20 protein-coding genes and 1 riboswitch are annotated in these 20,572 nt (G+C 58.9%); of the genes, 16 read left to right on the top strand and 4 right to left on the bottom strand.

The features are described from left to right. The first annotated feature begins 65 nt into the window (after positions 1-65). Positions 66-1,295, top strand: coding sequence for a beta-ketoacyl-ACP synthase I (gene fabB / locus TM5383_RS07240; RefSeq protein WP_058318332.1), 1,230 nt, complete (start codon positions 66-68; stop codon positions 1,293-1,295). A 71-nt stretch (positions 1,296-1,366) separates the two neighbouring features. Here fabB and TM5383_RS07235 read toward each other — a convergent pair whose 3' ends face one another. Further along, the gene (locus TM5383_RS07235; protein WP_058318331.1) at positions 1,367-2,272 is read right to left on the bottom strand and encodes a glycosyltransferase family 2 protein; all 906 of its coding nucleotides are present in this window, start codon (positions 2,270-2,272) and stop codon (positions 1,367-1,369) included. Positions 2,273-2,403: 131 nt separating this feature from the next. On the opposite strand from TM5383_RS07235, the gene miaB reads away from it, so the two are divergent. Then, a complete protein-coding gene (gene miaB, locus TM5383_RS07230) occupies positions 2,404-3,741 on the top strand; it encodes a tRNA (N6-isopentenyl adenosine(37)-C2)-methylthiotransferase MiaB (protein ID WP_058318330.1) in 1,338 nt (445 codons plus the stop codon). Positions 3,742-3,755: 14 nt separating this feature from the next. Here the strand turns inward: miaB and TM5383_RS16720 are convergent, their stop codons facing one another. Next, positions 3,756-4,013, bottom strand: coding sequence for a hypothetical protein (locus TM5383_RS16720; protein ID WP_143570188.1), 258 nt, complete (start codon positions 4,011-4,013; stop codon positions 3,756-3,758). Positions 4,014-4,098: 85 nt separating this feature from the next. Here TM5383_RS16720 and TM5383_RS07225 point away from each other — a divergent pair, with 85 nt between their 5' ends. The 10 genes from TM5383_RS07225 to cmk all read left to right on the top strand — a co-directional run bounded on the left by TM5383_RS07225 (position 4,099) and on the right by cmk (position 13,839). Further along, positions 4,099-4,665 carry an OmpA family protein gene (locus TM5383_RS07225; protein WP_058318428.1) on the top strand — a complete coding sequence of 189 codons (567 nt, stop codon included), beginning with the start codon at positions 4,099-4,101 and terminating at the stop codon, positions 4,663-4,665. Between the two features lie 16 nt (positions 4,666-4,681). Continuing rightward, positions 4,682-4,996: a hypothetical protein gene (locus tag TM5383_RS07220; RefSeq protein WP_076399916.1), complete on the top strand. Its 315-nt coding sequence runs from the start codon at positions 4,682-4,684 to the stop codon at positions 4,994-4,996. A 192-nt stretch (positions 4,997-5,188) separates the two neighbouring features. After that, on the top strand, positions 5,189-6,214 hold the full coding sequence (locus TM5383_RS07215; RefSeq protein ID WP_058318329.1) for a PhoH family protein: 1,026 nt from the start codon (positions 5,189-5,191) through the stop codon (positions 6,212-6,214). A 142-nt stretch (positions 6,215-6,356) separates the two neighbouring features. Continuing rightward, positions 6,357-6,851 (top strand): rRNA maturation RNase YbeY, encoded by a 495-nt coding sequence (ybeY, locus tag TM5383_RS07210; RefSeq protein ID WP_058318328.1) that lies wholly within the window; start codon positions 6,357-6,359, stop codon positions 6,849-6,851. Positions 6,852-6,912: 61 nt separating this feature from the next. Further along, positions 6,913-7,794 (top strand): hemolysin family protein, encoded by an 882-nt coding sequence (locus TM5383_RS07205; RefSeq protein WP_058318327.1) that lies wholly within the window; start codon positions 6,913-6,915, stop codon positions 7,792-7,794. Between the two features lie 11 nt (positions 7,795-7,805). Next, positions 7,806-9,314, top strand: a complete 1,509-nt coding sequence (gene lnt / locus TM5383_RS07200) for an apolipoprotein N-acyltransferase (RefSeq protein ID WP_058318326.1) — start codon at positions 7,806-7,808, stop codon at positions 9,312-9,314. 34 nt (positions 9,315-9,348) lie between these two features. Next, positions 9,349-9,397: riboswitch (SAM-SAH riboswitch) on the top strand. Positions 9,398-9,404: 7 nt separating this feature from the next. Beyond that, the gene (gene metK, locus TM5383_RS07195) at positions 9,405-10,610 is read left to right on the top strand and encodes a methionine adenosyltransferase (RefSeq protein ID WP_058318325.1); all 1,206 of its coding nucleotides are present in this window, start codon (positions 9,405-9,407) and stop codon (positions 10,608-10,610) included. A 239-nt stretch (positions 10,611-10,849) separates the two neighbouring features. After that, a complete protein-coding gene (gene trmB, locus TM5383_RS07190; protein ID WP_058318324.1) occupies positions 10,850-11,596 on the top strand; it encodes a tRNA (guanine(46)-N(7))-methyltransferase TrmB in 747 nt (248 codons plus the stop codon). A gap of 143 nt (positions 11,597-11,739) precedes the next feature. Beyond that, the gene (gene aroA / locus TM5383_RS07185; RefSeq protein WP_058318323.1) at positions 11,740-13,086 is read left to right on the top strand and encodes a 3-phosphoshikimate 1-carboxyvinyltransferase; all 1,347 of its coding nucleotides are present in this window, start codon (positions 11,740-11,742) and stop codon (positions 13,084-13,086) included. Positions 13,087-13,230: 144 nt separating this feature from the next. Next, positions 13,231-13,839: a (d)CMP kinase gene (gene cmk / locus TM5383_RS07180; RefSeq protein ID WP_058318322.1), complete on the top strand. Its 609-nt coding sequence runs from the start codon at positions 13,231-13,233 to the stop codon at positions 13,837-13,839. 9 nt (positions 13,840-13,848) lie between these two features. Here cmk and TM5383_RS07175 read toward each other — a convergent pair whose 3' ends face one another. After that, the gene (locus TM5383_RS07175; RefSeq protein WP_058318321.1) at positions 13,849-14,244 is read right to left on the bottom strand and encodes a winged helix-turn-helix transcriptional regulator; all 396 of its coding nucleotides are present in this window, start codon (positions 14,242-14,244) and stop codon (positions 13,849-13,851) included. Positions 14,245-14,394: 150 nt separating this feature from the next. Between TM5383_RS07175 and TM5383_RS07170 the strand changes: the two genes are divergently transcribed. Beyond that, entirely contained in the window at positions 14,395-15,027 is a 633-nt protein-coding gene (locus tag TM5383_RS07170; RefSeq protein ID WP_058318320.1) for an NAD(P)H-dependent oxidoreductase, read from the top strand. Between the two features lie 324 nt (positions 15,028-15,351). Next, the gene (gene rpsA, locus TM5383_RS07165) at positions 15,352-17,031 is read left to right on the top strand and encodes a 30S ribosomal protein S1 (protein ID WP_058318319.1); all 1,680 of its coding nucleotides are present in this window, start codon (positions 15,352-15,354) and stop codon (positions 17,029-17,031) included. A 101-nt stretch (positions 17,032-17,132) separates the two neighbouring features. Here rpsA and TM5383_RS07160 read toward each other — a convergent pair whose 3' ends face one another. Beyond that, positions 17,133-18,050 carry a LysR family transcriptional regulator gene (locus tag TM5383_RS07160; protein ID WP_058318318.1) on the bottom strand — a complete coding sequence of 306 codons (918 nt, stop codon included), beginning with the start codon at positions 18,048-18,050 and terminating at the stop codon, positions 17,133-17,135. Between the two features lie 359 nt (positions 18,051-18,409). On the opposite strand from TM5383_RS07160, the gene TM5383_RS07155 reads away from it, so the two are divergent. Continuing rightward, entirely contained in the window at positions 18,410-19,687 is a 1,278-nt protein-coding gene (locus TM5383_RS07155) for a CaiB/BaiF CoA transferase family protein (protein ID WP_058318317.1), read from the top strand. Between the two features lie 22 nt (positions 19,688-19,709). Further along, the gene (locus tag TM5383_RS07150; RefSeq protein ID WP_082645415.1) at positions 19,710-20,567 is read left to right on the top strand and encodes an enoyl-CoA hydratase-related protein; all 858 of its coding nucleotides are present in this window, start codon (positions 19,710-19,712) and stop codon (positions 20,565-20,567) included. Positions 20,568-20,572: the final 5 nt, after the last annotated feature.

Raw genomic sequence — 20,572 nt, 5'->3', positions numbered from 1 at the left:
AACCCACCTTGCACCTTCCCACCGCAATGTCCTACTAAGGCTTAAGCTAATAAGGGAGTGCACGTATGCGCCGTGTCGTCGTCACTGGTCTGGGCGTGGTTTCGTCCATCGGGAACAATGCCGAAGAGGTTCTGGCCTCGCTCAAAGCTGGTAAGTCCGGCATCACCGCCAATGAGGCGATGAAGGAACACGGGTTCCGCAGTCAGATTGCTGGTGACATCAAACTGAATGTTGCCGATCACGTTGACAAACGGACCCTACGCTTCATGGGGCCGGGTGCGGCCTATGCCTATATCGCCATGCAGCAGGCGATTGCCGATTCCGGTCTGGAAGAAAGCGACATCATCAACCCGCGCACCGGTTTGGTTGCGGGCTCTGGCGGGCCGTCGACCAGCGCGATGCTGGCGGCGCACCAGACCGTGCTGAAATCCGGCGCGACCAAGCGGATTGGCCCGTTTGCCGTGCCCAAGACCATGTGTTCGACCGTGTCGGCAAACCTGGCAACCGCGTTCCAGATCAAGGGCATCAACTACTCGATCACCTCGGCCTGTTCGACCTCGCTGCACTGCATCGGCAACGCGGCAGAGCAGATCATGATGGGCAAGCAGGACGTGATGTTTGCGGGCGGCGGCGAAGAGCTGGACTGGACGCTGAGCTGCCTGTTTGACGCGATGGGCGCGATGTCGTCGAAATATAACGACACGCCGGAAAAAGCGTCGCGTGCGTTTGATGCCAACCGCGACGGTTTCGTCATCGGCGGCGGCGGCGGTATTCTGGTTCTGGAAGAGCTGGAGCACGCCAAAGCCCGTGGCGCCAAGATCTACGCCGAAGTGACTGGTTACGGTGCGACCTCTGACGGTGCGGACATGGTGGCCCCCTCGGGTGAGGGCGGTGAGCGTGCGATGCGCGTGGCGCTGTCGACGCTGGAAGAGGGCCGCAAGGTTGGCTACATCAACGCGCATGGCACCTCGACCCCCGTGGGTGATGTGGGTGAGGTAGAGGCCGTGCGCCGCGTCTTTGGCGAAGGCAACACACCGGTGATCTCCTCGACCAAGTCGATGACAGGCCACAGCCAGGGCGCCACTGGCGCACAAGAGGCGGTCTACTGCCTGCTGGCGCTGGAACATGATTTCATCATCCCGTCGATCAACGTTGAAACCCTTGATCCGGCGCTGAACCCTGCTGAGATTGCCACTTCGCTGGTGGAAAACGCAGGTCTGGATACGTTGATGACCAACAGCTTCGGCTTTGGTGGTACAAACGGGTCGATGCTGCTGTCGAAATATCGCGGCTGATCATTACCACTGCTGCGAAACAAGAAAGAGCGCCCGAGGGGCGCTCTTTTTCTTTGTTGGTTCCGAAGGTGTCAGAACCATTGACCGGGTTCCATCAGTCCCAAATCCAACAGCTGACGAGAATGCCATTCAAACGGGGCAGAGTTGTGCCAGCGGAAGGTGTCGATTTCAAAGGTCGAACCGGGATTGCGTTTCAGCGCCTTGGCGGTGCGGAACGAACACAATGATGCAGTCAGGTTATGGTGCCAGGGGCAGGCGTAGGTGTTGTATTCTTCGTCATTGAAGGTGTGATCCTCGCGCAGGCGCAGGCCGTCTTTGGCGCGGAACAGCGCTATGCGATCGATTTTGCGCCGTTTGGCGGGAATATGTTCTTCATAGCGCCAGCGCAGGCCGCCAAAGAAATCAAGTTGCCGTTCCTTGGGGTAGTTGTGATTGTCTGGATCGGGGCGGGCGAGGGCATAATAGCCGGATTTATCCAGATGCGCGCTGTCGAGCGATACTGCGTTCGGGTGGCGTTCCAGATTTTCCGCGTAAAGATCGACCACATAGGTCAGCATAGAAAATCGGCGTTCTTCGGTGTGGAAAGCCAGCATTTCACCAACCGTGCGCGTTTCGCAGAACGGATAGAATAGATATTCAGCGTTATAACAATAAAACAACCATTGCCCTGTGGCGATATCATTCACAGCATTGACCGCCGTTTGAACCGCGTCTTGGGCCATCGTGTCGTAGGTGATGCGATGCACTGCCGCGGCGACATCGTCGGCCAGTTTGAACTCGATCGGCATAAAAACCAGAACGCTTTGAAAGCCCGTGTTCAGATGGTGTCGCAGGGTCGTGTCGATTTCTGCCTCATCTTCGGCAAAGATCATCGCAATTGGCCCTTTGCTGAGGGCCGCAGTGCCGGATTTTACAAATGCGGCTAGGCTGTCGTACTGTCGCAGCGCCTGCGCCTGATCCTGCTCTATTTCTGCCATTTGTCGTGTCCTGCCTGTTTTGGCTCCAAATTCGGCGAAATCGCGGCGCATTGCAAGTCGTGCGCGTTGTGGTGTAGGGAAGCGCCTTGAAACATGACCCAGCGCGCGCAAGATCAGATCAGGACAAGCTCATGAGTGAAGCGAAGAACAGCGATCCCAAGAAACTGTTTATCAAGACCTACGGCTGTCAGATGAACGTTTATGACAGTGAACGCATGGCCGAGGCGCTGGGCGGCAAGGGATACGTCGAAACCGACAGCCCTGATGATGCGGATATGATCCTGCTGAACACCTGCCACATTCGTGAAAAAGCGGCGGAAAAGGTCTATTCCGAGCTGGGCCGCTTTAAGGGGCTGAAGGCCGAAAAGCCAGATTTGAAAATCGGCGTTGCGGGCTGTGTTGCGCAGGCCGAGGGTGAAGAGATCATGCGCCGTCAGCCGCTGGTCGATCTGGTGGTTGGCCCGCAAGCCTATCACCGCCTGCCCGAGATGGAGGCCAAGACTCGCACCGGTGAAAAGGCGCTGGACACCGACTTCCCGGAAGAAGACAAATTTGCCCTGCTGAAAAGCCGCCCCAAGGCGCGCCGTGCCCCTGCTGCGTTTCTGACGGTGCAGGAAGGCTGTGATAAATTCTGCGCCTTCTGCGTGGTGCCCTATACCCGTGGTGCTGAGGTCAGCCGTCCGGTGGAGCGTGTCCTGTCCGAGGCGCGCGATCTGGTCGAACGTGGCGTGCGCGAAATCACCCTGCTGGGTCAGAACGTCAACGCCTACCACGGTCAGGGTCCAAACGGCACCTGGTCATTGGCGCAACTGATCTGGGCGCTCAACGATGTGGACGGGCTGGAACGTATCCGTTTCACCACGTCCCACCCCAACGATATGGACGACGACCTGATCGCCGCCCATGGCGAGTGTGAGAAGCTGATGCCTTATCTGCACCTGCCGGTGCAGTCGGGCAGCGACAAGATCCTGAAACGGATGAACCGCAGCCATACCGCCGAAAGTTACCTGCGCCTGATCGAGCGTATTCGCGCCGCGCGGCCTGACATTCTGATTTCCGGTGATTTCATCGTCGGCTTCCCCGAAGAGGATGATCAGGACTTTGAGGACACGATGGCGTTGATCCGTGAGGTGAATTACGGGCAGGCGTTCAGCTTCAAATATTCGACCCGCCCGGGCACACCTGCGGCGGAGCGTGCGCTGGTAGATGACGCCGTGGCCAGCGAGCGCCTGTATCGTTTGCAGGCGCTGATTGCCGAGCAACAGCGCGGCATTCAGGACAGTATGGTGGGCCGTGACGTGTCGGTGCTGTTTGAAAAGGCGGGCCGCTTTGAGGGGCAGATGGTGGGCAAATCTGACTACCTGCATGCCGTTCACGTGGCTGATGCGGGCGCTGAGGTGGGCGATATTGCCCGTGTGCGTATCGTTGAAAGTGGCCCCAATTCGCTGAAGGGTGAATTGATCCGCTAATCCTTTGATGGCCTCTAGGGTGTAATCACACTTTGCATTTTCAATGCAAAAGTGTGCGTGCGGCCTGTCCAGTGGGATAGGCCGTTTTTATCGCGACCTGTTGCGCTCGCCAATTTGCCCAGCAGTTGTGTCAAACTTGCCCGAACTGTTGTATTTACCACATCAATTTGTGCTATCGGCACCCCCTGTTTCCAAATCTTGCGTAATAACGCGCTGTTTATTCTTCCTTTAGCGTGCAAACCTGTTAAACTTAAGGCTAGTTTGTTTGTCATGATGCCCGTTTCGCACCCTTCCGTCTGAAGATGGTATTATGGCACCGATCATATGAACCATATAGAAACAGGGCTGGCACAAATGATGATCAAGGCATTTCGTACTGCAATGGCCTGTGCAGCTGTGTCAGCATTGGGGCTGACCGCACTTGCGCAGTCGGCAGTCGCACAACAGCAAACAACAACTGTTCAGGGTGAACGGTATATCCCCACCATTTGGATCGACCCGGACGGGTGTGAACACTGGGTGATGGATGATGGCGCCGAAGGTTACATGACACCGCACCTGACCCGCAAAGGATTGCCGGTCTGTCGTGATTTGAACCTGTGTGGCTCGGTGAACACCGACCAGCTGTTTGCGACGGACAGCTATCGGATCAATTCTGCAGGTCGTAAGCGTCTGGCGGAATTCTTTGCCTCTGCTTCGGCGCGCGCTTTTGTCATCGTGGGGCATACCGACAGCCGAGCGTCTGACGCCTATAACATGAAGCTCAGCTTCAATCGTGCTAACGCAGTCGCCAAAGTGGCGAGCGCGGCAGGTGTTCAGGTTTCGGACGTGCGTGGTTTTGGTGAACGGATGCCGATTGCGTCCAACTCCACCGCAGCGGGCATGCAGAAAAACCGCCGCGTTGAAATTTTGTGTTTCCAGTAATCGAGGGATCGAACAAATGACTTTGGTAAAAGCCACACTGGCCCTCGCAACTGTCGGGATGCTGTCCGCCTGCGCCACCGGCGGCCATGCGCCCGTGCAAGGGGACAAAACCCGCGACCGCGGTACAGATAAAAAACACCTCAGCCAGCTGGTCGCTGGCATCTGGGTTGACCCGAACGGCTGTGATCACTGGATCATCGACGATGGTGTCGAAGGCTACGCTGACGCGCGCCGCGACAAATATGGCGTTCCGGTCTGTTCCAACGTGGCCCCGCCTGAAACCGCTGTGGGTCCGTTCAAAAAGGGCACGTTCATCGTCGATCCGCTGTAAAACGCGCCTGATAATCGATCTAAGAAAGCCGCAGGTGATCACGCCGGCGGCTTTTTTGTTTCGGTATGTACGGGGATTGTCACAAAATAGCACTATATCTTGCGGAGAGGGGGCGTGTTTGGCACCATAGCTACATGGCCCCGACTCAAGTGAGCCTCAATTTTTGAGGGTGGCCGAAACAAGGAGATCTGTTTGCCTACCAGCGTTCTGACCCCGCCCATCGATCCTGACAGCCTCAGCGAAGCGGTATTGGAATTTCCTGACAATCGACTGCTGATCGATTTGTGCGGTGAATATGACCGCAACCTCGCAGCGATTGAACAGAAGATGGGCGTGCACATCCTGCGCCGCGGCAACCAACTGTCTGTACATGGCGGCACCGAGGCGGTTGCGGAATGCGAAACCGTTCTGCGCGGCCTTTACGAACGGCTGGAAGAGGGGCGCGATGTGGAAAGCGGCGACATTGACCGCGAAATCCGCATGGGCCCATCGGACACGGATGCGGAGGAAGGCACCCGCGATGGCAACCAGCTGGAAATGTTCCGTGGCGGTCGTGTTGAGATTAAGACCCGCAAGAAACGGGTGGAGCCGCGCACCGAGGCGCAGCAGGCCTATGTTGAAAACCTGTTCAAGAACGAATTGGCCTTTGGCATTGGCCCTGCGGGCACCGGCAAGACCTATCTGGCAGTTGCTGTCGGCGTGTCGATGTTCATTGATGGCGCGGTGGATCGCATCATCCTGAGCCGCCCGGCGGTCGAGGCGGGTGAGAAGCTGGGCTATCTGCCCGGCGACATGAAGGATAAGGTCGATCCATACATGCAGCCGCTTTACGATGCGCTGAACGACTTCCTGCCCGCGAAACAGGTGGCCAAACTGATCGAGGAAAAGCGGATCGAGATTGCGCCGCTGGCGTTTATGCGCGGGCGCACGCTGGCCAATGCCTTCGTCGTGCTGGATGAGGCGCAGAACGCCACCTCCATGCAGATGAAGATGTTCCTGACCCGTCTGGGCGAAGGGTCGCGTATGGTGATCACAGGTGACCGGTCGCAGGTGGACCTGCCGCGCGGTGTCTCCTCTGGCCTGCATGATGCGGAGCGGCTGCTGAAACAGATCCCCAAGATCAGCTTCAACTACTTCACCTCCAAGGATGTGGTGCGTCACCCGCTGGTGGCTGCAATCATCGAGGCCTATGAGGAAGAAGAGGCGCGCGGGAAGTAAGCGCTTCCCTATGTGTCTGTTCGACGTTGCGCCATACGGCAGCGTATGGATCGCCTCCGGCGGGAGTATTTTTGGAACATTGAAAGGGGCGCGGTTTCGTGCCCCATTTTCATTGGTGGCATGATGGTCTAAGGGCGCAGGTATGACAGTTGATGTGATATACGAAGACCCCCGTTGGCAGGCGCAGGATCTGGAGGCGCGCGCTGATGTGGCGGTTGCGGCGACGCTCGCACATTTCGGCTATGATCCGGAGGCGTGGGAGGTCTGCGTTATGGGTTGCGATGATGCGCGCATTGCAGAGCTGAACGAAGAGTTCCGCGACAAAGGCAAGGCGACCAACGTGTTGTCCTGGCCGTCTGAGGAGCGCGGCGCCGAGGAAGAGGGCGCCTTGCCCGAGGCGCCCGAAGGATTTGATCCCGAACTGGGCGATATCGCGATTTCCTATGACACCTGCCTGCGCGAAGCGGCGGAGGCGGGCAAGCCAGCCGCCGATCACATCACCCATCTGTTGATCCACGCAACCCTGCATTTGCTGGGCTTTGATCACATTCGTGACAAGGATGCCACGTTGATGGAAGGGATCGAGGTCGAGATACTTGGCAAAATGGGTATCTCTGACCCATATAATATAGATTGAACGGCTTGTGTCGTTAGACTGAAGGACCCACATTGGGTCCTGAACAATTTGGAAAGGTAAGATGGGCGACGGACCTGACGGCTCTTCTACGGCGGCGCACAGCGCGCCACTGACACTGGAGCACCCGAAACCGGGTATTTTTAAGCGGCTTTTCGGGGCCAAAGGCACTGCGCAAACGGCGGAGGATCAGACCGCGCCCCTGACGCAGGCCAACACGCAACGCCAGCATCAGACATTGATGAATGCCCTTGCACGGGTACGGGTGCGCGACGTCGCCATTCCCAAGGCTGATATTATCGCCGTGGCGGAAACCACCAGCCGTGAGGAACTGGTGCAGGTGCTGCGCGAAACGGGGTTCACCCGTCTGCCGGTTTACAGCGGCACCTTGGACACGCCGCTGGGCATGGTTCACCTGAAGGATTTTGCCCTGCGCTTTGGCTTCAATGGCGGTGAGGGCGAGGAGTTTTCGCTGAAGGCGATGCTGCGCCCGCTGCTATACGTGCCGCCGTCGATGTCGTTGGGCGTCTTGTTGCAGAAGATGCAGACCGAACGGCGGCATATGGCGCTGGTGATTGACGAATTTGGTGGCGTGGATGGCCTGCTGACCATCGAGGATCTGATCGAACAGGTCGTCGGTGAGATCGAGGATGAACACGACGCCGAGGATGACAAGTTCTGGATCGCTGAGAAACCCGGTGAGTATCTGGCGCTATCCAAAACCCCGCTGGATGAGTTCGAGGAAGAGATCGGCCTGTCGCTGACCGACAGTGCCGAGATCGACGAAGAAGAGATCGACACTTTAGGCGGTTTGGTCTTCCTGCTGTGTGGGCGTGTGCCCGTGCGCGGCGAGGTGGTTCAGCACCCTGCGGGGCATGAGATCATGGTGGTGGACGCTGATCCGCGCCGGATCAAGCGGCTGCGCGTGCGGCTGAAAACCGGCTGAGCGGCGCGGGCGTGGCCGAGGTAGCAAGCTGGCGCTGGGTGCGGGCTGAGGGGTGGCGTGGCCTCTTGGTGTCTGTTGGCGCGGGGGTGATTGCGGCCACCGGACAGGCGCCGTTTGATCTGTGGTTTCTGTCGCTGATCGGCTTGGGGCTGGGTCTGTTGCGGGTGTCATTGGCCGGAACCGCACGGCAAGGGTTTTGGCGCGGCTGGGCCTTTGGCTTTGGTTATTTTGCGCTGGCGCTGTCGTGGATCATTGAGCCCTTTCTGGTCGATCTGGCGCGCCATGGTTGGATGGCGCCCTTTGCCCTCATCGGGATGGCGGGCGGTATGGCGCTGTTCTGGGGCGCGGCGGGCGGTATTTCTGTACGCTTGCGTATGGGGCTGTGGGGCGCGGCGGTGCTGCTGGCGGCGGCGGAGTTTTTGCGCAGCTATATCTTCACCGGTTTTCCCTGGGCGCTGATTGGGCACATCTGGATTGAAACGCCTGTGGCGCAATGGGCGGCGATCATTGGCCCACAAGGGCTGACGCTGTTGGCGCTGCTGTTTGGGGCGGCGATCGTGATGGCAGGTCAGCGTGACTGGCGCGGTGCGCTGGTGGGGTTGGGTTTTGCGCTGTTTTGGATCACTGGCAACGCCTTGCAAGGCGCGCCTGAGGATCTGACAGATCGGCCTGTGGTTCGGCTGGTGCAGCCCAATGCGCCGCAGCATCAAAAATGGGATCCGGCGCATATTCCAACGTTTTTCCGCCGTGCGATTGCGGCGAGCGAGGCAAACCCGCGCCCTGATCTGATCATCTGGCCTGAAACATCGGTGCCTGTGGCGCTGGACCGTGCGGATCGCACATTGGCGGTGATGGCAGATGCGGCAAAGGGCGTGCCGCTGGTGTTTGGCATTCAGCGGTTTGAAGGGCGGCAGATCTATAACAGCGCGGCGCTGCTAGATAGCGAAGGCCGCGTTAGCCAGATCTACGATAAATACCACCTCGTGCCCTTTGGTGAATATGTGCCCTTTGGCAATGTGATGGCGCGCTTTGGCATTCATGGCATGGCGACCACGCAAGGCGATGGGTTTTCCGCAGGTCCGGGTCCGCGCCTGATGGATTTGGGCGCTTTGGGGCGTGCATTGCCGTTGATCTGTTATGAGGCGGTGTTCCCCAATGATGTGGGCGCGGCGCCAGAGCGTCCGGCGTTTTTGATGCAACTGACGAATGATGCATGGTTTGGCCAAATCTCCGGCCCTTATCAGCATCTGGCGCAGGCGCGGTTGCGGGCGATTGAACAGGGCCTGCCGATGGTGCGGGCGGCCAACACAGGCGTATCGGCGGTGATTGATTCCAAAGGCCGCGTGCTGGCCGCCCTACCGCTGGGTGTGGCCGGCCATGTGGATCACCCGCTGCCCGCGCCTGCCTCACGAACAATTTATAGCGTGACAGGCGATCTATTGGCGCTATCTGCCCTGATTACGCTGTTTTTCGCGATTTGGGCCTATCAGCGCGCTGTTTTGCGCCGTTTTGCTGATTGACCTCACATTGCGTGACGCGTAACGAGTTTGGAATTCCCCGTCACAACGGCTTCCTGACGTGGCGGGCAGACCTTAATGGAGCAATATCCCATGACACGATCGACCTACACCTTCACCTCTGAGTCCGTTTCAGAGGGCCATCCCGATAAGGTGTGTGACCGCATCTCTGACGCTGTGCTGGATGCCTTTCTGGCCGAAGAACCCGAAGCGCGCGTTGCCGCTGAAACCTTTGCCACCACCAACCGCGTTGTGATCGGCGGTGAAGTGGGCCTGTCGGATCAGAGCAAACTGACCGAATACATGGGCAAGATTGACGAGATCGCCCGCGCCTGTATCAAAGACATCGGCTATGAGCAGGACAAGTTCCACCACGAAACTGTGGAAATCACCAACCTCTTGCACGAACAATCCGCCCACATTGCCCAGGGTGTTGATGCTGCGGCGGACAAGGAAGAGGGCGCTGGCGATCAGGGGATCATGTTTGGCTACGCCACCAATGAAACCGATGCACTGATGCCTGCGCCGATCCAGTATAGCCACGCGATCCTGCGTCGCCTGGCAAATGCGCGCAAATCCGGTGCCGAGCCGACCCTGCGCCCTGATGCGAAATCGCAAATCTCGGTCAACTATGTGGATGGCAAGCCGGTTGGCGTGTCCTCTATCGTGTTGTCGACCCAGCATGCGGACGAAACCCAGACCAGCGCAGATATTCGCGACATTGTAGAGCCTTACATCCGCGACACCCTGCCCGAGGGCTGGATCAGCGCCGATACCATCTGGCACGTGAACCCGACCGGCAAGTTCGTAATCGGCGGCCCTGATGGGGACGCGGGTCTGACTGGGCGCAAGATCATCGTGGACACTTACGGCGGTGCCGCACCGCACGGTGGCGGTGCGTTTTCCGGTAAAGATCCGACCAAAGTGGACCGTTCCGCAGCCTATGCGGCACGCTATCTGGCGAAAAACGTTGTGGCAGCCGGTCTGGCCGATCGTTGCACCATTCAGTTGAGCTATGCGATTGGGGTATCCCACCCGCTGTCGATCTATGCGGATCTGCACGGCACAGGTCAGGTGGACGCGGCAGAGATTGAGGCGGCGATTCCACATGTGATGGACCTGACCCCGCGCGGCATCCGCACCCATCTGGGCCTGAACCGCCCGATCTATGCCCGCACAGCCGCTTACGGCCACTTCGGCCGTACACCGGATGCGGACGGCGGCTTCTCGTGGGAAGCGGTTGATCTGGTAGAGCAGCTGAAGAAAGAGGTTGGCAAGATCGCCTTTGCGACCGCCTAAGGGCTGACGTCGAATTACATATTTAATAGTCGCGACACCCATCGGTATTGCGGCTATTTTCGTTTTAAGAGCTTAGGGCGGCGTCTGCCTGGGTAGGCGCGAATGCGCCTGCCGAGCGGCAGGCAGGCGCAGCCCGACCTATCGGTCGGGCGGTACGTCGAATAGGGAAATAGCTGCACCCCTTGACGCCGCGCACGCCTTGCGGCAAAGGCTCTGGCCAACCAAATGCGTGAGAGACCATGGCAGATACTCCTGACGATACATCCGGTGCAGATCACCCGAAAGGCCACCCCTCGGGCGCGCCGTGGCGCAATTTCTATGGCCGTTTCAAAGGTAAGGGTCTGCGCGATAGCCAGCAGAAGTATCTGGACGAAGATCTGGCCGCCCTGTCGCCCGGCGCTGTCGGTTGGGAGGAAAACCCCGACCGCACCCCGCTGGATCTGGAACAGATGTTCCCCGGCAAAGACGTCTGGCTGGAGGTCGGATTTGGCGGCGGCGAACATATGGTGCATCAGGCAGCTAGCAACCGCGATGTCGGCATCATCGGCTGTGAACCCTATATCAACGGGGTTGCGATGCTGTTGGGCAAAATCCGTGACGCGGGTGTTGAGAACGTCAAGGTCCACCCCGGCGATGCGCGCGATATGTTTGATGTGTTGCCAGAAGCGTCGATCAGCCGTGCCTTCCTCCTCTACCCCGATCCGTGGCCGAAAAAACGCCACCACCGCCGCCGCTTTGTGACGCAGGAACACCTGCAACCACTGGCCCGCGTGCTGAAGCCCGGTGCGATTTTCCGCGTGGCGACCGATATTCCCGACTATGTGCGCCAGACCTTGCAAGAGGTGCCGAAGGCCGGTTTTGAATGGCTGGCCGAGGGGCCGGAGGATTGGCGTCAGTCGTGGGAGGACTGGATTTCCACCCGCTATGAGCAGAAAGCACTGCGCGAAGGGCGGACGCCGCATTACCTGACCTTCCGCCGCGTGTGAGCGGTGTGGATTGAGTATTTATCAGAACATTGAAAGGGGCGCTGTGGTGGATCGCGGCGCCTCTTTCCTTTTGTCGGCGGGTCTATATGGACGCACCTTTGGGTTTGCGCTATCAGCGGGGAAGACTTTGAGGAGAGCGCACCATGTCCGGCCACGGCACCCCCATTCCGATGTCATCGCACAAATGCGGCCCGCTGAAGGGTGAGGCCCATGTGCCCGGCGATAAATCCATCAGCCACCGGTCGCTGTTGTTCGGCGCGATGGCGGTGGGTGAGACCGTAGTCACCGGCCTGCTGGAAGGTGAGGACGTACTGGACACCGCCAAGGCGATGCGCGCCTTCGGGGCAGAGATCACGCGCGACGAGGATGGCACATGGCATGTGCATGGCGTCGGCGTGGGTGGCTTTGCCGAACCTGACAATGTGATTGATTGCGGCAACTCTGGCACCGGTGTGCGCCTGATCATGGGCGCGATGGCGACGACGCCGATCACGGTGACTTTCACGGGGGATGCGTCGCTCAACGGGCGTCCGATGGCGCGGGTGACGGATCCGATTGCGCTGTTTGGGGCGCAGTCCTATGGCCGCTCTGGTGGCCGTCTGCCGATGACCATTGTTGGCGCGGCTGATCCGGTGCCGGTGCGCTATGAGGTGCCGATGCCGTCGGCGCAGGTGAAATCGGCGGTGCTGCTGGCGGGTCTGAATGCGCCGGGCGAGACTGTAGTGATCGAAAAGGAAGCGACCCGCGATCACACCGAACGGATGCTGGCCGGTTTCGGTGCCGATATCCGCACCGAAGTGACCGAAGAGGGCCGTGTCATCACCCTGAAAGGGCGGCCTGAGCTGAAGCCGCAAACCATTGTGGTGCCGCGCGATCCGTCCTCGGCCGCTTTCCCTGTTTGTGCGGCGATCATCACGCCCGGTTCGGACGTTCTGGTGCCCAACATCGGTCTGAACCCGACCCGCGCCGGTCTGTTCTATGCGCTGCAATCCATGGGCGCGGACCTGACGTTTGAGAACGAGCGCGAAGAGGGGGGGGAGCCGGTCGCCGATCTGCGCGCACGTTTCTCGCCCGACCTGAAAGGGGCCGAAATTGACCCCGAAGGTGCGGCCAGCATGATCGATGAATACCCTGTGCTGTCCGTTGTCGCGGCCTTTGCCGAGGGGGACACGGTGATGCGCGGTGTGAAAGAGCTGCGCGTGAAGGAAAGTGACCGGATCGACGCGATGGCCAAGGGTCTGCGTCTGAACGGTGTTGAGGTGGATGAGGGCGAAGATTGGTGGATCGTCAAAGGGCGCGGTCACGGCAATGTGCCCGGTGGCGCCACCTGTGAGAGTCATCTGGACCACCGCATCGCCATGAGCTTCATGGTGATGGGCATGGCGGCAAATGCGCCGGTGTCGGTGGATGATGGCAGCCCGATTGCCACCTCTTTCCCGATTTTTGAGGATCTGATGGGCGGCCTTGGCGCCGATCTGCGCCGCGATTGATCGCTGGTTTGTTTAAAGTGAGAACCCGGTCCTGAGTGGCCGGGTTTTCGCGTTTTTGGGGGTAAGGCCGGGGTGCGCCATAATTCCACCTTGAGGCAGGGCAGGGGGTGCAGTACCCCTCTGGCTGAGGAAGAGGAGCGAGACATGCCATTCACCATCGCAATCGACGGACCCGCTGCTGCAGGCAAGGGCACCATTTCCAAGGCTGTGGCCGCGCATTTCGGTTACGCACATTTGGACACGGGGCTGCTCTATCGTGCGGTGGGGGCGAAGGTTCTGGCGGGCGCTGATGCGATCGAGGCCGCGCAAGCGTTGCAGGCAGAGGATCTGGAAAACGGTGATCTGCGCACTGCGGAGGTGGCTCAGGCCGCGAGCAAGGTTGCGGTGATCCCAGAGGTGCGGTCGGCGCTGGTGGATTTTCAGGTGGCTTTTGCCCGCCGTGATGGCGGCGCGGTGCTGGATGGGCGCGACATTGGTACGGTGATCTGCCCCGAGGCAGAGGCCAAGCTGTTCGTCACCGCCAGTGCCGAGGTGCGCGCCACCCGCCGGTTCAAGGAGCTGTCGGAAAAGGGCAGTGATCAGAGCTATGACGATGTGCTGGCCGATGTGATTGCGCGCGATAAACGTGACAGCGAACGTGCCACCGCGCCGCTGAAGCCGGCAGAGGATGCGGTGATTGTTGATACCTCTGATCTGTCGATCGAGGCGGCGATTGCGGCGGCTGTGGCGGCGATCGAGGCGGCAGGCGCCTAAACGTCGCGCTTAATCCTCCTGCGCAGCATCATAGGCGGCGCGTGATCTGTCGATGTTGTCCAGATTGTCCAGCGCCCAGCGGCCCATAGCATAGACGGGTTCGCAAAAGGATCGGCCCAGATCGGTCAGGTCATAATCCACCCGTGGCGGCACTGTCGGGTGCAGCGTGCGCTGCACCAGCCCATCGCGTTCCAGCGCCTTCAGCGTCAGGCTGAGCATCCGCTGAGAGATGCCAAGGTAACGCTTCATCTCGTTAAATCGCATGGTGCCACGGCCCAGCGAAAAGATGATCATCACACTCCACCGATCCCCGACGCGCGACAGCACCTCTTTGATGCGGTCGCATTGCTGGCCGTCCTGTACTGCTGGAGCGGTGTGTGACTCTTGCGATTGGTCCTTGGGCATGGGCGGCGTCCCCTTGGGTGGTTTCAGCGATGTGACTGAGGCACAGGAATGTGCCCTCTTGCAATCTAGGTGGTGTCGAATAGATACCAGTCACAAATTTATACCACCCTCCTCCCGGGTGCAAACCTCGTGTGTAAAAGGATAGCACAGATGCTGAACGACGACCTCAAATGGCGCTACGCAACCAAGAAAATGGACCCCGCCAAAGCGGTGCCTGCTGAGAAACTGGAAAAGATCCTTGAAGCGATCGAACTGGCGCCGACCTCCAGCGGGTTGCAGCCGTTTGAAGTGCTGGTTGTGACCAACAACGAATTGCGCCAGAAAATCAAACCGGTTGCGTGGAATCAGGAACAGATCACCGATGGCTCGCACCTGCTGGTGTTCGCCGCGTGGGACAACTATTCCGAGGCGCGTGTTGATGCGGTGACCGACCAGATGGCGGATGAGCGCGGTGGCCGGAGCGAGCTGTTGGATGGGTACTACACCAACCTCAAAAACATGTACCTGCCGCGCGATGCGCAGGTGAACTATGAACACGCCGCCCGTCAGGCCTATATCGCACTGGGCTTTGCACTGGCTGCTGCGGCGGAGCAAAAGGTCGACAGCACCCCGATGGAAGGGTTCGATCCCGAGGCAGTGGATGAGATTCTGGGCCTGAAAGAGCGCGGTCTGCGGTCTGTTATCCTGCTGCCGCTGGGCTATCGCGCGGAAGAGGGTGACTGGCTGGTGAACCTGAAAAAGGTCCGCCGTCCCCGTGACCAGTTCATCACCGAAGTGAACTAAGTCCTCCTGCGGGAACAGGACGAAAGCCGCGGCAGATCTGTCGCGGCTTTTTCATGCGTACAGGGCAGGGCATCGTGACCGTGATCAGAGTCAATTTTCCTTGCTATATTGGCTGTCAGGGCCTATACGCGCGATCAATCTTGTGACCGTAAAGAGTCGCGGATGAGGTGAGGAGGGTTTGAGGAACACTCAGGCCCTTGTTCTTTGTTTGTGTGTCGCCTCATGCCACTGCTCGGTTGCTGCGGCGCAAGATATCATGAACCCAAGACCTGCGGAGACAACCGTCGGCCAGTTAAAACGACTTGTAAAGGATTGATACGCCAGATGGCTATGACCTCGATGGAAGAGTTTGAAGCACTCTTGAACGAAAGCTTCGAAATGGACACCCCGACCGAGGGTTCCGTTGTTAAAGGCAAGGTAATCGCGATTGAAGCGGGCCAGGCCATTATCGACGTAGGCTACAAAATGGAAGGCCGCGTTGAGCTGAAAGAATTCGCAAACCCGGGTGAAGCTCCTGAAATCGCTGTTGGCGACGATGTTGAAGTATACCTGCGCGCTGCTGAAAACGCCCGTGGCGAAGCTGTTATCTCGCGCGAGATGGCACGTCGTGAAGAAGCCTGGGATCGTCTGGAAAAAGCCTACGCTGACGAGCAGCGTGTTGACGGTGCCATCTTCGGCCGCGTCAAAGGTGGCTTCACCGTTGATCTGGGTGGTGCAGTAGCCTTCCTGCCCGGTTCGCAAGTTGACGTACGTCCCGTACGTGACGCTGGCCCGCTGATGGGTCTGAAGCAGCCGTTCCAAATCCTGAAAATGGACCGTCGTCGTGGCAACATCGTTGTTTCGCGTCGCGCCATCCTGGAAGAGTCGCGTGCCGAACAGCGTGCCGAAGTTATCGGTAAGCTGGCCGAAGGCGATTCGGTTGACGGTGTTGTTAAGAACATCACCGAATACGGTGCATTCGTTGACCTGGGCGGCGTAGACGGCCTGCTGCACGTCACCGACATGGCATGGCGCCGTGTGAACCACCCGTCCGAGATCCTGTCGATCAGTGAAACCGTTAAGGTTCAGGTCATCAAGATCAACAAAGACACCCACCGCATCAGCCTGGGCATGAAGCAACTGCAAGAAGATCCGTGGGATCTGGTTGCTGCGAAGTACCCGCTGGAATCGGTTCACAAAGGTCGCGTCACCAACATCACCGATTACGGTGCATTTGTTGAGCTGGAGCCCGGCGTTGAAGGTCTGGTTCACGTGTCCGAAATGTCCTGGACCAAGAAAAACGTACACCCCGGCAAGATCGTTTCGACCTCGCAGGAAGTGGACGTCATGGTTCTGGAAATCGACGCCGGCAAGCGCCGCGTGTCGCTGGGCCTGAAGCAAACCATGCGCAACCCGTGGGAAGTCTTCTCGGAAACTCACCCCGAGGGCACCGAAGTCGAAGGCGAAGTCAAGAACATCACCGAATTCGGTCTGTTCATCGGCCTGCCCGGCGAAATCGACGGCATGGTTCACCTGTCCGACCTGTCCTGGGACGAGCGTGGCGAAGACGCGATCCAGAACTACCGCAAAGGCGACATGGTTTCGGCCGTTGTCTCCGAAGTGGATGTTGAAAAAGAGCGCATCTCGCTGTCGATCAAAGCCCTGGGTGGTGACAAGTTCGCCGAAGCAACCGGTGGCGTTAAGCGTGGCTCGATCGTAACCGTTGAAGTGACCGCAATCGAAGATGGCGGCATCGAAGTGGAATACGAAGGCATGAAATCCTTCATCCGTCGTTCCGATCTGTCCCGTGACCGTGCCGAACAGCGCCCCGAGCGTTTCTCGGTTGGTGACAAGGTTGATGTGCGCGTGACCAACGTGGACAACAAGACCCGTCGTCTGGGCCTGTCGATCAAAGCACGCGAAATCGCCGAAGAGAAAGAGGCCGTGGAACAGTACGGTTCCTCCGACTCCGGTGCGTCGCTGGGCGACATCCTGGGTGCAGCGCTGAAAGGCGGCGACGAGTAATCGTCTCACCCTGTGAAATAAGAGAGGCCCCGCAGATTTGCGGGGCCTTTTTTGTTTATCTGATGGTGCGGGTGAGGCAGTAACTATGCCTCTGAGGGTCGCTATGTCCACGTGGTGCTAAGCGCGTCAAAGGCGGCGACAACATTCGGGTCCGTACGACGCGACGCCAGAGTTACAAAGCGCAGACAAGTTTCGATCTTCACCGTTTCAGACACGGCCAGACCCCGCGACTGCATTTCTTCTAGTGCGATGGATTCTCGGCACAGGCTTAACCCGATGCCGGACTGAACCATCGCTAGCATGGATGGTTCCTGATCAACCAGACACACGGGGTCTGGGCTGCAGTCCTTGTCAGCATATATTTGTGCCAGCAGACGGTGATGAACTGAATTTCTAGGCGTGCCGATCCAGGGCATTTGTGCCAGCTCTGTCCAGTCTTTGCCTGCGATCCGCCGGCCCCAGCCGGCGGGGGCGATGACGCGGTAGGTGAATTTCGTCAGTTCGCGGTCATGAAAGACAGATTCTGTCTGATCCGGTCCACCAGGTTCGAAGCCATCGAGTTCGCCCAAAAAGAAACCAGCGTCGACCTGCCCATCCAGCAGGCGGGTCACGACGTCGCCGCTGATCCCATGGACCAGTTTGGTTTGCAGGTCTGGGAAACCATCTACCAATGCCGCCAGAAAGGCGCCTAGGCGAATGAAATCCGGGTCCACAATTGTGCCCAGGCGTAGTGTGCCACGAACATTGCCGTTGATGCGACGCGCGGTCTGTCCGAACTCCGCAACTGCGGCTTGGATTTTTTCGGCCTTGGCGACCAGCGCTTCGCCGTCGCGGGTTAATTCGACGCCCTGCGGGGTGCGGCGGAACAGGTCCAGTCCAGTGTCCTGCGCCAGACGTTTCAGCTGTAGACTGACTGCCGGCTGGGTGAGGTGCAGGCGTTTTGCCGCGCGTGAAATGTTGCCTTCCTGGGCAACGGCGACAAAGGCGTTCAGGATACGAATGTCGGAAATAGGTCTCATATAAACGGATTTTATATCACACCATTCGATTAGTCATTGGATTTCTGTCGCCCTCTTGACGAAGATCATGGCAGCCAAGGAGGAGGCACCCAGAACCACGACCGCATTCGGCCATTTCGTAAATGGTAGGATGGTCTTTGGTATCTGTAGCGCTAACCGGGATGCTTTCTCCTCTGCCGCTGACGCTCAGTTTTGGGGCTGCGGTTATTGAAAAGCTGTTCGGTGACGTTCCCGCCAGAGATGCGGGGCAGATTGACGCCCAACACAATCCATCACGCAACAGCGGTTGGAGCCCTCGCTAGAGGTCTGCTTCGTCACGGCTGTTGCACAAAGCCTGATCGACGGGAGGAGGGAGTTCCATGCAGAAGCCTGAAGATGAAAAGTTAGAGGGTGGCCCGCTCTCCGGAATTACAGTGCTGGACTTCTCGCGCGTTCTGGCTGGCCCGTATTGCACCATGGTCCTCGCGGATCTGGGCGCGCGTGTGATTAAGGTGGAGAAATTCGGCACCGGTGATGACACCCGTGCCTTCCCGCCGTTTGTGGACGCGGAAAGCGCCTACTTCATGTGCTTCAACCGCGGCAAGGAAAGCATCGTTCTGGATGTGAAATCGCCGCGCGACCGTGAATTGCTGGAACGGCTTTTGGACACTGCTGATGTGCTGGTGGAAAACTTCCGCCCCGGTGTGATGGACCGTTTGGGCTATGGTGCAGAACGTTTGGCCAAAACACACCCGCATCTGATCTACACCTCGATCTCGGGCTTTGGGCATTCTGGTCCGATGACCGACCTGCCGGGCTATGACATGGTTGTGCAGGCGATGGGCGGCGTTATGAGCCTGACCGGCTGGCCAGGCGAACAACCGGCCCGTGTTGGCACCAGCTTTGGGGATCTTGGCGCAGCGTTGTTTGGTGTGATCGGCATTCTATCGGCGCTCTATAAACGGACCAAGAACGCGCAGGGCGAACGTGTGGACATCGGCATGTTGGATTGTCAGGCCGCGCTGATGGAAACGGCGCTGGCCCGTTATGACGTGGAAAAGATCGTGCCGACCCGTACCGGCGATTGCCACCCGTCGCTGGCCCCGTTTGAGACGTTCCAAGGTCAGGATGAGCGCTTCGTTATTGCCGCAGGCAATGACCAGCTGTTCCTGTTGATGGCCGATGCGTTGAATGCGCCGGAACTGGCACTGGACCCTGATTTTGCCTCTAACGATCTGCGGGTGCGCAACCGTCCCAAGATGGTAAAGGCGATTGATGCCGTCACCTCGCAAAAGCCGGTACAACACTGGCTGGACGCGCTGAACGAGGCGGGCGTGCCCTGTGCGCCGATCAACACCATCGACCGTATCCTTGAACATCCGCAGCTCTTGTCACGCAACATGATCGTGCAGGTCGAAGGCGAGGGCAAAAAACCGTTCCGCACCGCCGGTAACCCGATCAAGCTGTCCGCCTACAAGGACATGGATCCGGCAGAACCACGTGTTGCACCAGGCCTAAACCAGCATCGTGAGGCCATTCTGGCTGAAAAGATGGCTGGTTACGAAGCCTATGATCACAATGCCTCGGCGCAGAAACGTCAGGAAACCGAAGCGCCCGCAGAGGGTACGATCTGGACCGAGTTTGGTCTGAAAAGCTGAAGCACATTCCAGGAGAAGACATATGACGACCAGCAAGGCGAAAGCCAAGACCTCCCCCGAAAGCGCCAACACTGACGCCAAAGCCACTGCCGCCGCGCCCGAGCGTACCGCACTGGAAGAGATCATAGTTGAGCGCCGCGAAAGCGTTGGCCTGATCACGCTGAACCGCCCCAAGAGCCTGAACGCCCTGAACCTGCAACTGGCAGCAGAGGTGATGCAGACCCTGAAAGAGTTTGATGCGGATGACCGTATCGGCGCTGTTGTCATCACCGGCAGCCCGCGTGCCTTTGCAGCGGGTGCTGACATTGAAGAAATGGCGGAAAAGCATCTGGTGGATCTGCTGGCCGGCGACATCTTCGCTGACTGGGATCAGATGCGGTTTATCAAGAAGCCAGTGATCGCTGCGGTAAGCGGCTTTGCCCTAGGTGGTGGTTTCGAACTGGCGCTGATGTGCGATTTCATCATCGCCAGCAACGACGCGCAGTTCGGCCTGCCGGAAATTCGTCTGGGCATCCTGCCGGGCATCGGTGGTTCGCAGCGTCTGACCAAATCCATCGGTAAGGCACTGGCGATGGACCTGATCCTGACCGGCCGCACCATCGGTGCGGATGAAGCGAAAGAGTCCGGCATCGTTGCCCGTGTGGTCCCGACCGAAGATCTGCTGCAAACTGCACTAGAAGCGGCCCATCAGATCGCAGGCCACAACGCCCCCGCCGTGACCATGGCCAAAGAGGCGGTGAACTACGCGCTGGAATCCACCCTGACGCCGGGTGTGCAACACGAACGTCGCCTGTTCCAAGCCGCCTTTGCCACCGACGGGCAAAAGGAAGGCATGGCGGCCTTTATCGCCAAGCGCGCACCGGTTTTCCGTAATCGTTAAGGTGC

This window comes from Thalassovita mediterranea (assembly GCF_001458435.1).
Classification (GTDB): Bacteria; Pseudomonadota; Alphaproteobacteria; order Rhodobacterales; family Rhodobacteraceae; genus Thalassobius; species Thalassobius mediterraneus.
The sequence above is the reverse complement of the archived record's forward strand: the minus strand, read 5'-3'. Positions and strand labels throughout refer to the sequence as shown.

Coding starts and splice junctions, on each gene's coding strand:
- fabB (WP_058318332.1), top strand. CDS start 66: ATGCGCCGTGTCGTCGTCACTGGTCTGGGCGTGGTTTCGTCCATCGGG.
- TM5383_RS07235 (WP_058318331.1), bottom strand. CDS start 2,272: ATGGCAGAAATAGAGCAGGATCAGGCGCAGGCGCTGCGACAGTACGAC.
- miaB (WP_058318330.1), top strand. CDS start 2,404: ATGAGTGAAGCGAAGAACAGCGATCCCAAGAAACTGTTTATCAAGACC.
- TM5383_RS16720 (WP_143570188.1), bottom strand. CDS start 4,013: ATGACAAACAAACTAGCCTTAAGTTTAACAGGTTTGCACGCTAAAGGA.
- TM5383_RS07225 (WP_058318428.1), top strand. CDS start 4,099: ATGATCAAGGCATTTCGTACTGCAATGGCCTGTGCAGCTGTGTCAGCA.
- TM5383_RS07220 (WP_076399916.1), top strand. CDS start 4,682: ATGACTTTGGTAAAAGCCACACTGGCCCTCGCAACTGTCGGGATGCTG.
- ybeY (WP_058318328.1), top strand. CDS start 6,357: ATGACAGTTGATGTGATATACGAAGACCCCCGTTGGCAGGCGCAGGAT.
- TM5383_RS07205 (WP_058318327.1), top strand. CDS start 6,913: ATGGGCGACGGACCTGACGGCTCTTCTACGGCGGCGCACAGCGCGCCA.
- metK (WP_058318325.1), top strand. CDS start 9,405: ATGACACGATCGACCTACACCTTCACCTCTGAGTCCGTTTCAGAGGGC.
- trmB (WP_058318324.1), top strand. CDS start 10,850: ATGGCAGATACTCCTGACGATACATCCGGTGCAGATCACCCGAAAGGC.
- aroA (WP_058318323.1), top strand. CDS start 11,740: ATGTCCGGCCACGGCACCCCCATTCCGATGTCATCGCACAAATGCGGC.
- cmk (WP_058318322.1), top strand. CDS start 13,231: ATGCCATTCACCATCGCAATCGACGGACCCGCTGCTGCAGGCAAGGGC.
- TM5383_RS07175 (WP_058318321.1), bottom strand. CDS start 14,244: ATGCCCAAGGACCAATCGCAAGAGTCACACACCGCTCCAGCAGTACAG.
- TM5383_RS07170 (WP_058318320.1), top strand. CDS start 14,395: ATGCTGAACGACGACCTCAAATGGCGCTACGCAACCAAGAAAATGGAC.
- rpsA (WP_058318319.1), top strand. CDS start 15,352: ATGGCTATGACCTCGATGGAAGAGTTTGAAGCACTCTTGAACGAAAGC.
- TM5383_RS07160 (WP_058318318.1), bottom strand. CDS start 18,050: ATGAGACCTATTTCCGACATTCGTATCCTGAACGCCTTTGTCGCCGTT.
- TM5383_RS07155 (WP_058318317.1), top strand. CDS start 18,410: ATGCAGAAGCCTGAAGATGAAAAGTTAGAGGGTGGCCCGCTCTCCGGA.
- TM5383_RS07150 (WP_082645415.1), top strand. CDS start 19,710: ATGACGACCAGCAAGGCGAAAGCCAAGACCTCCCCCGAAAGCGCCAAC.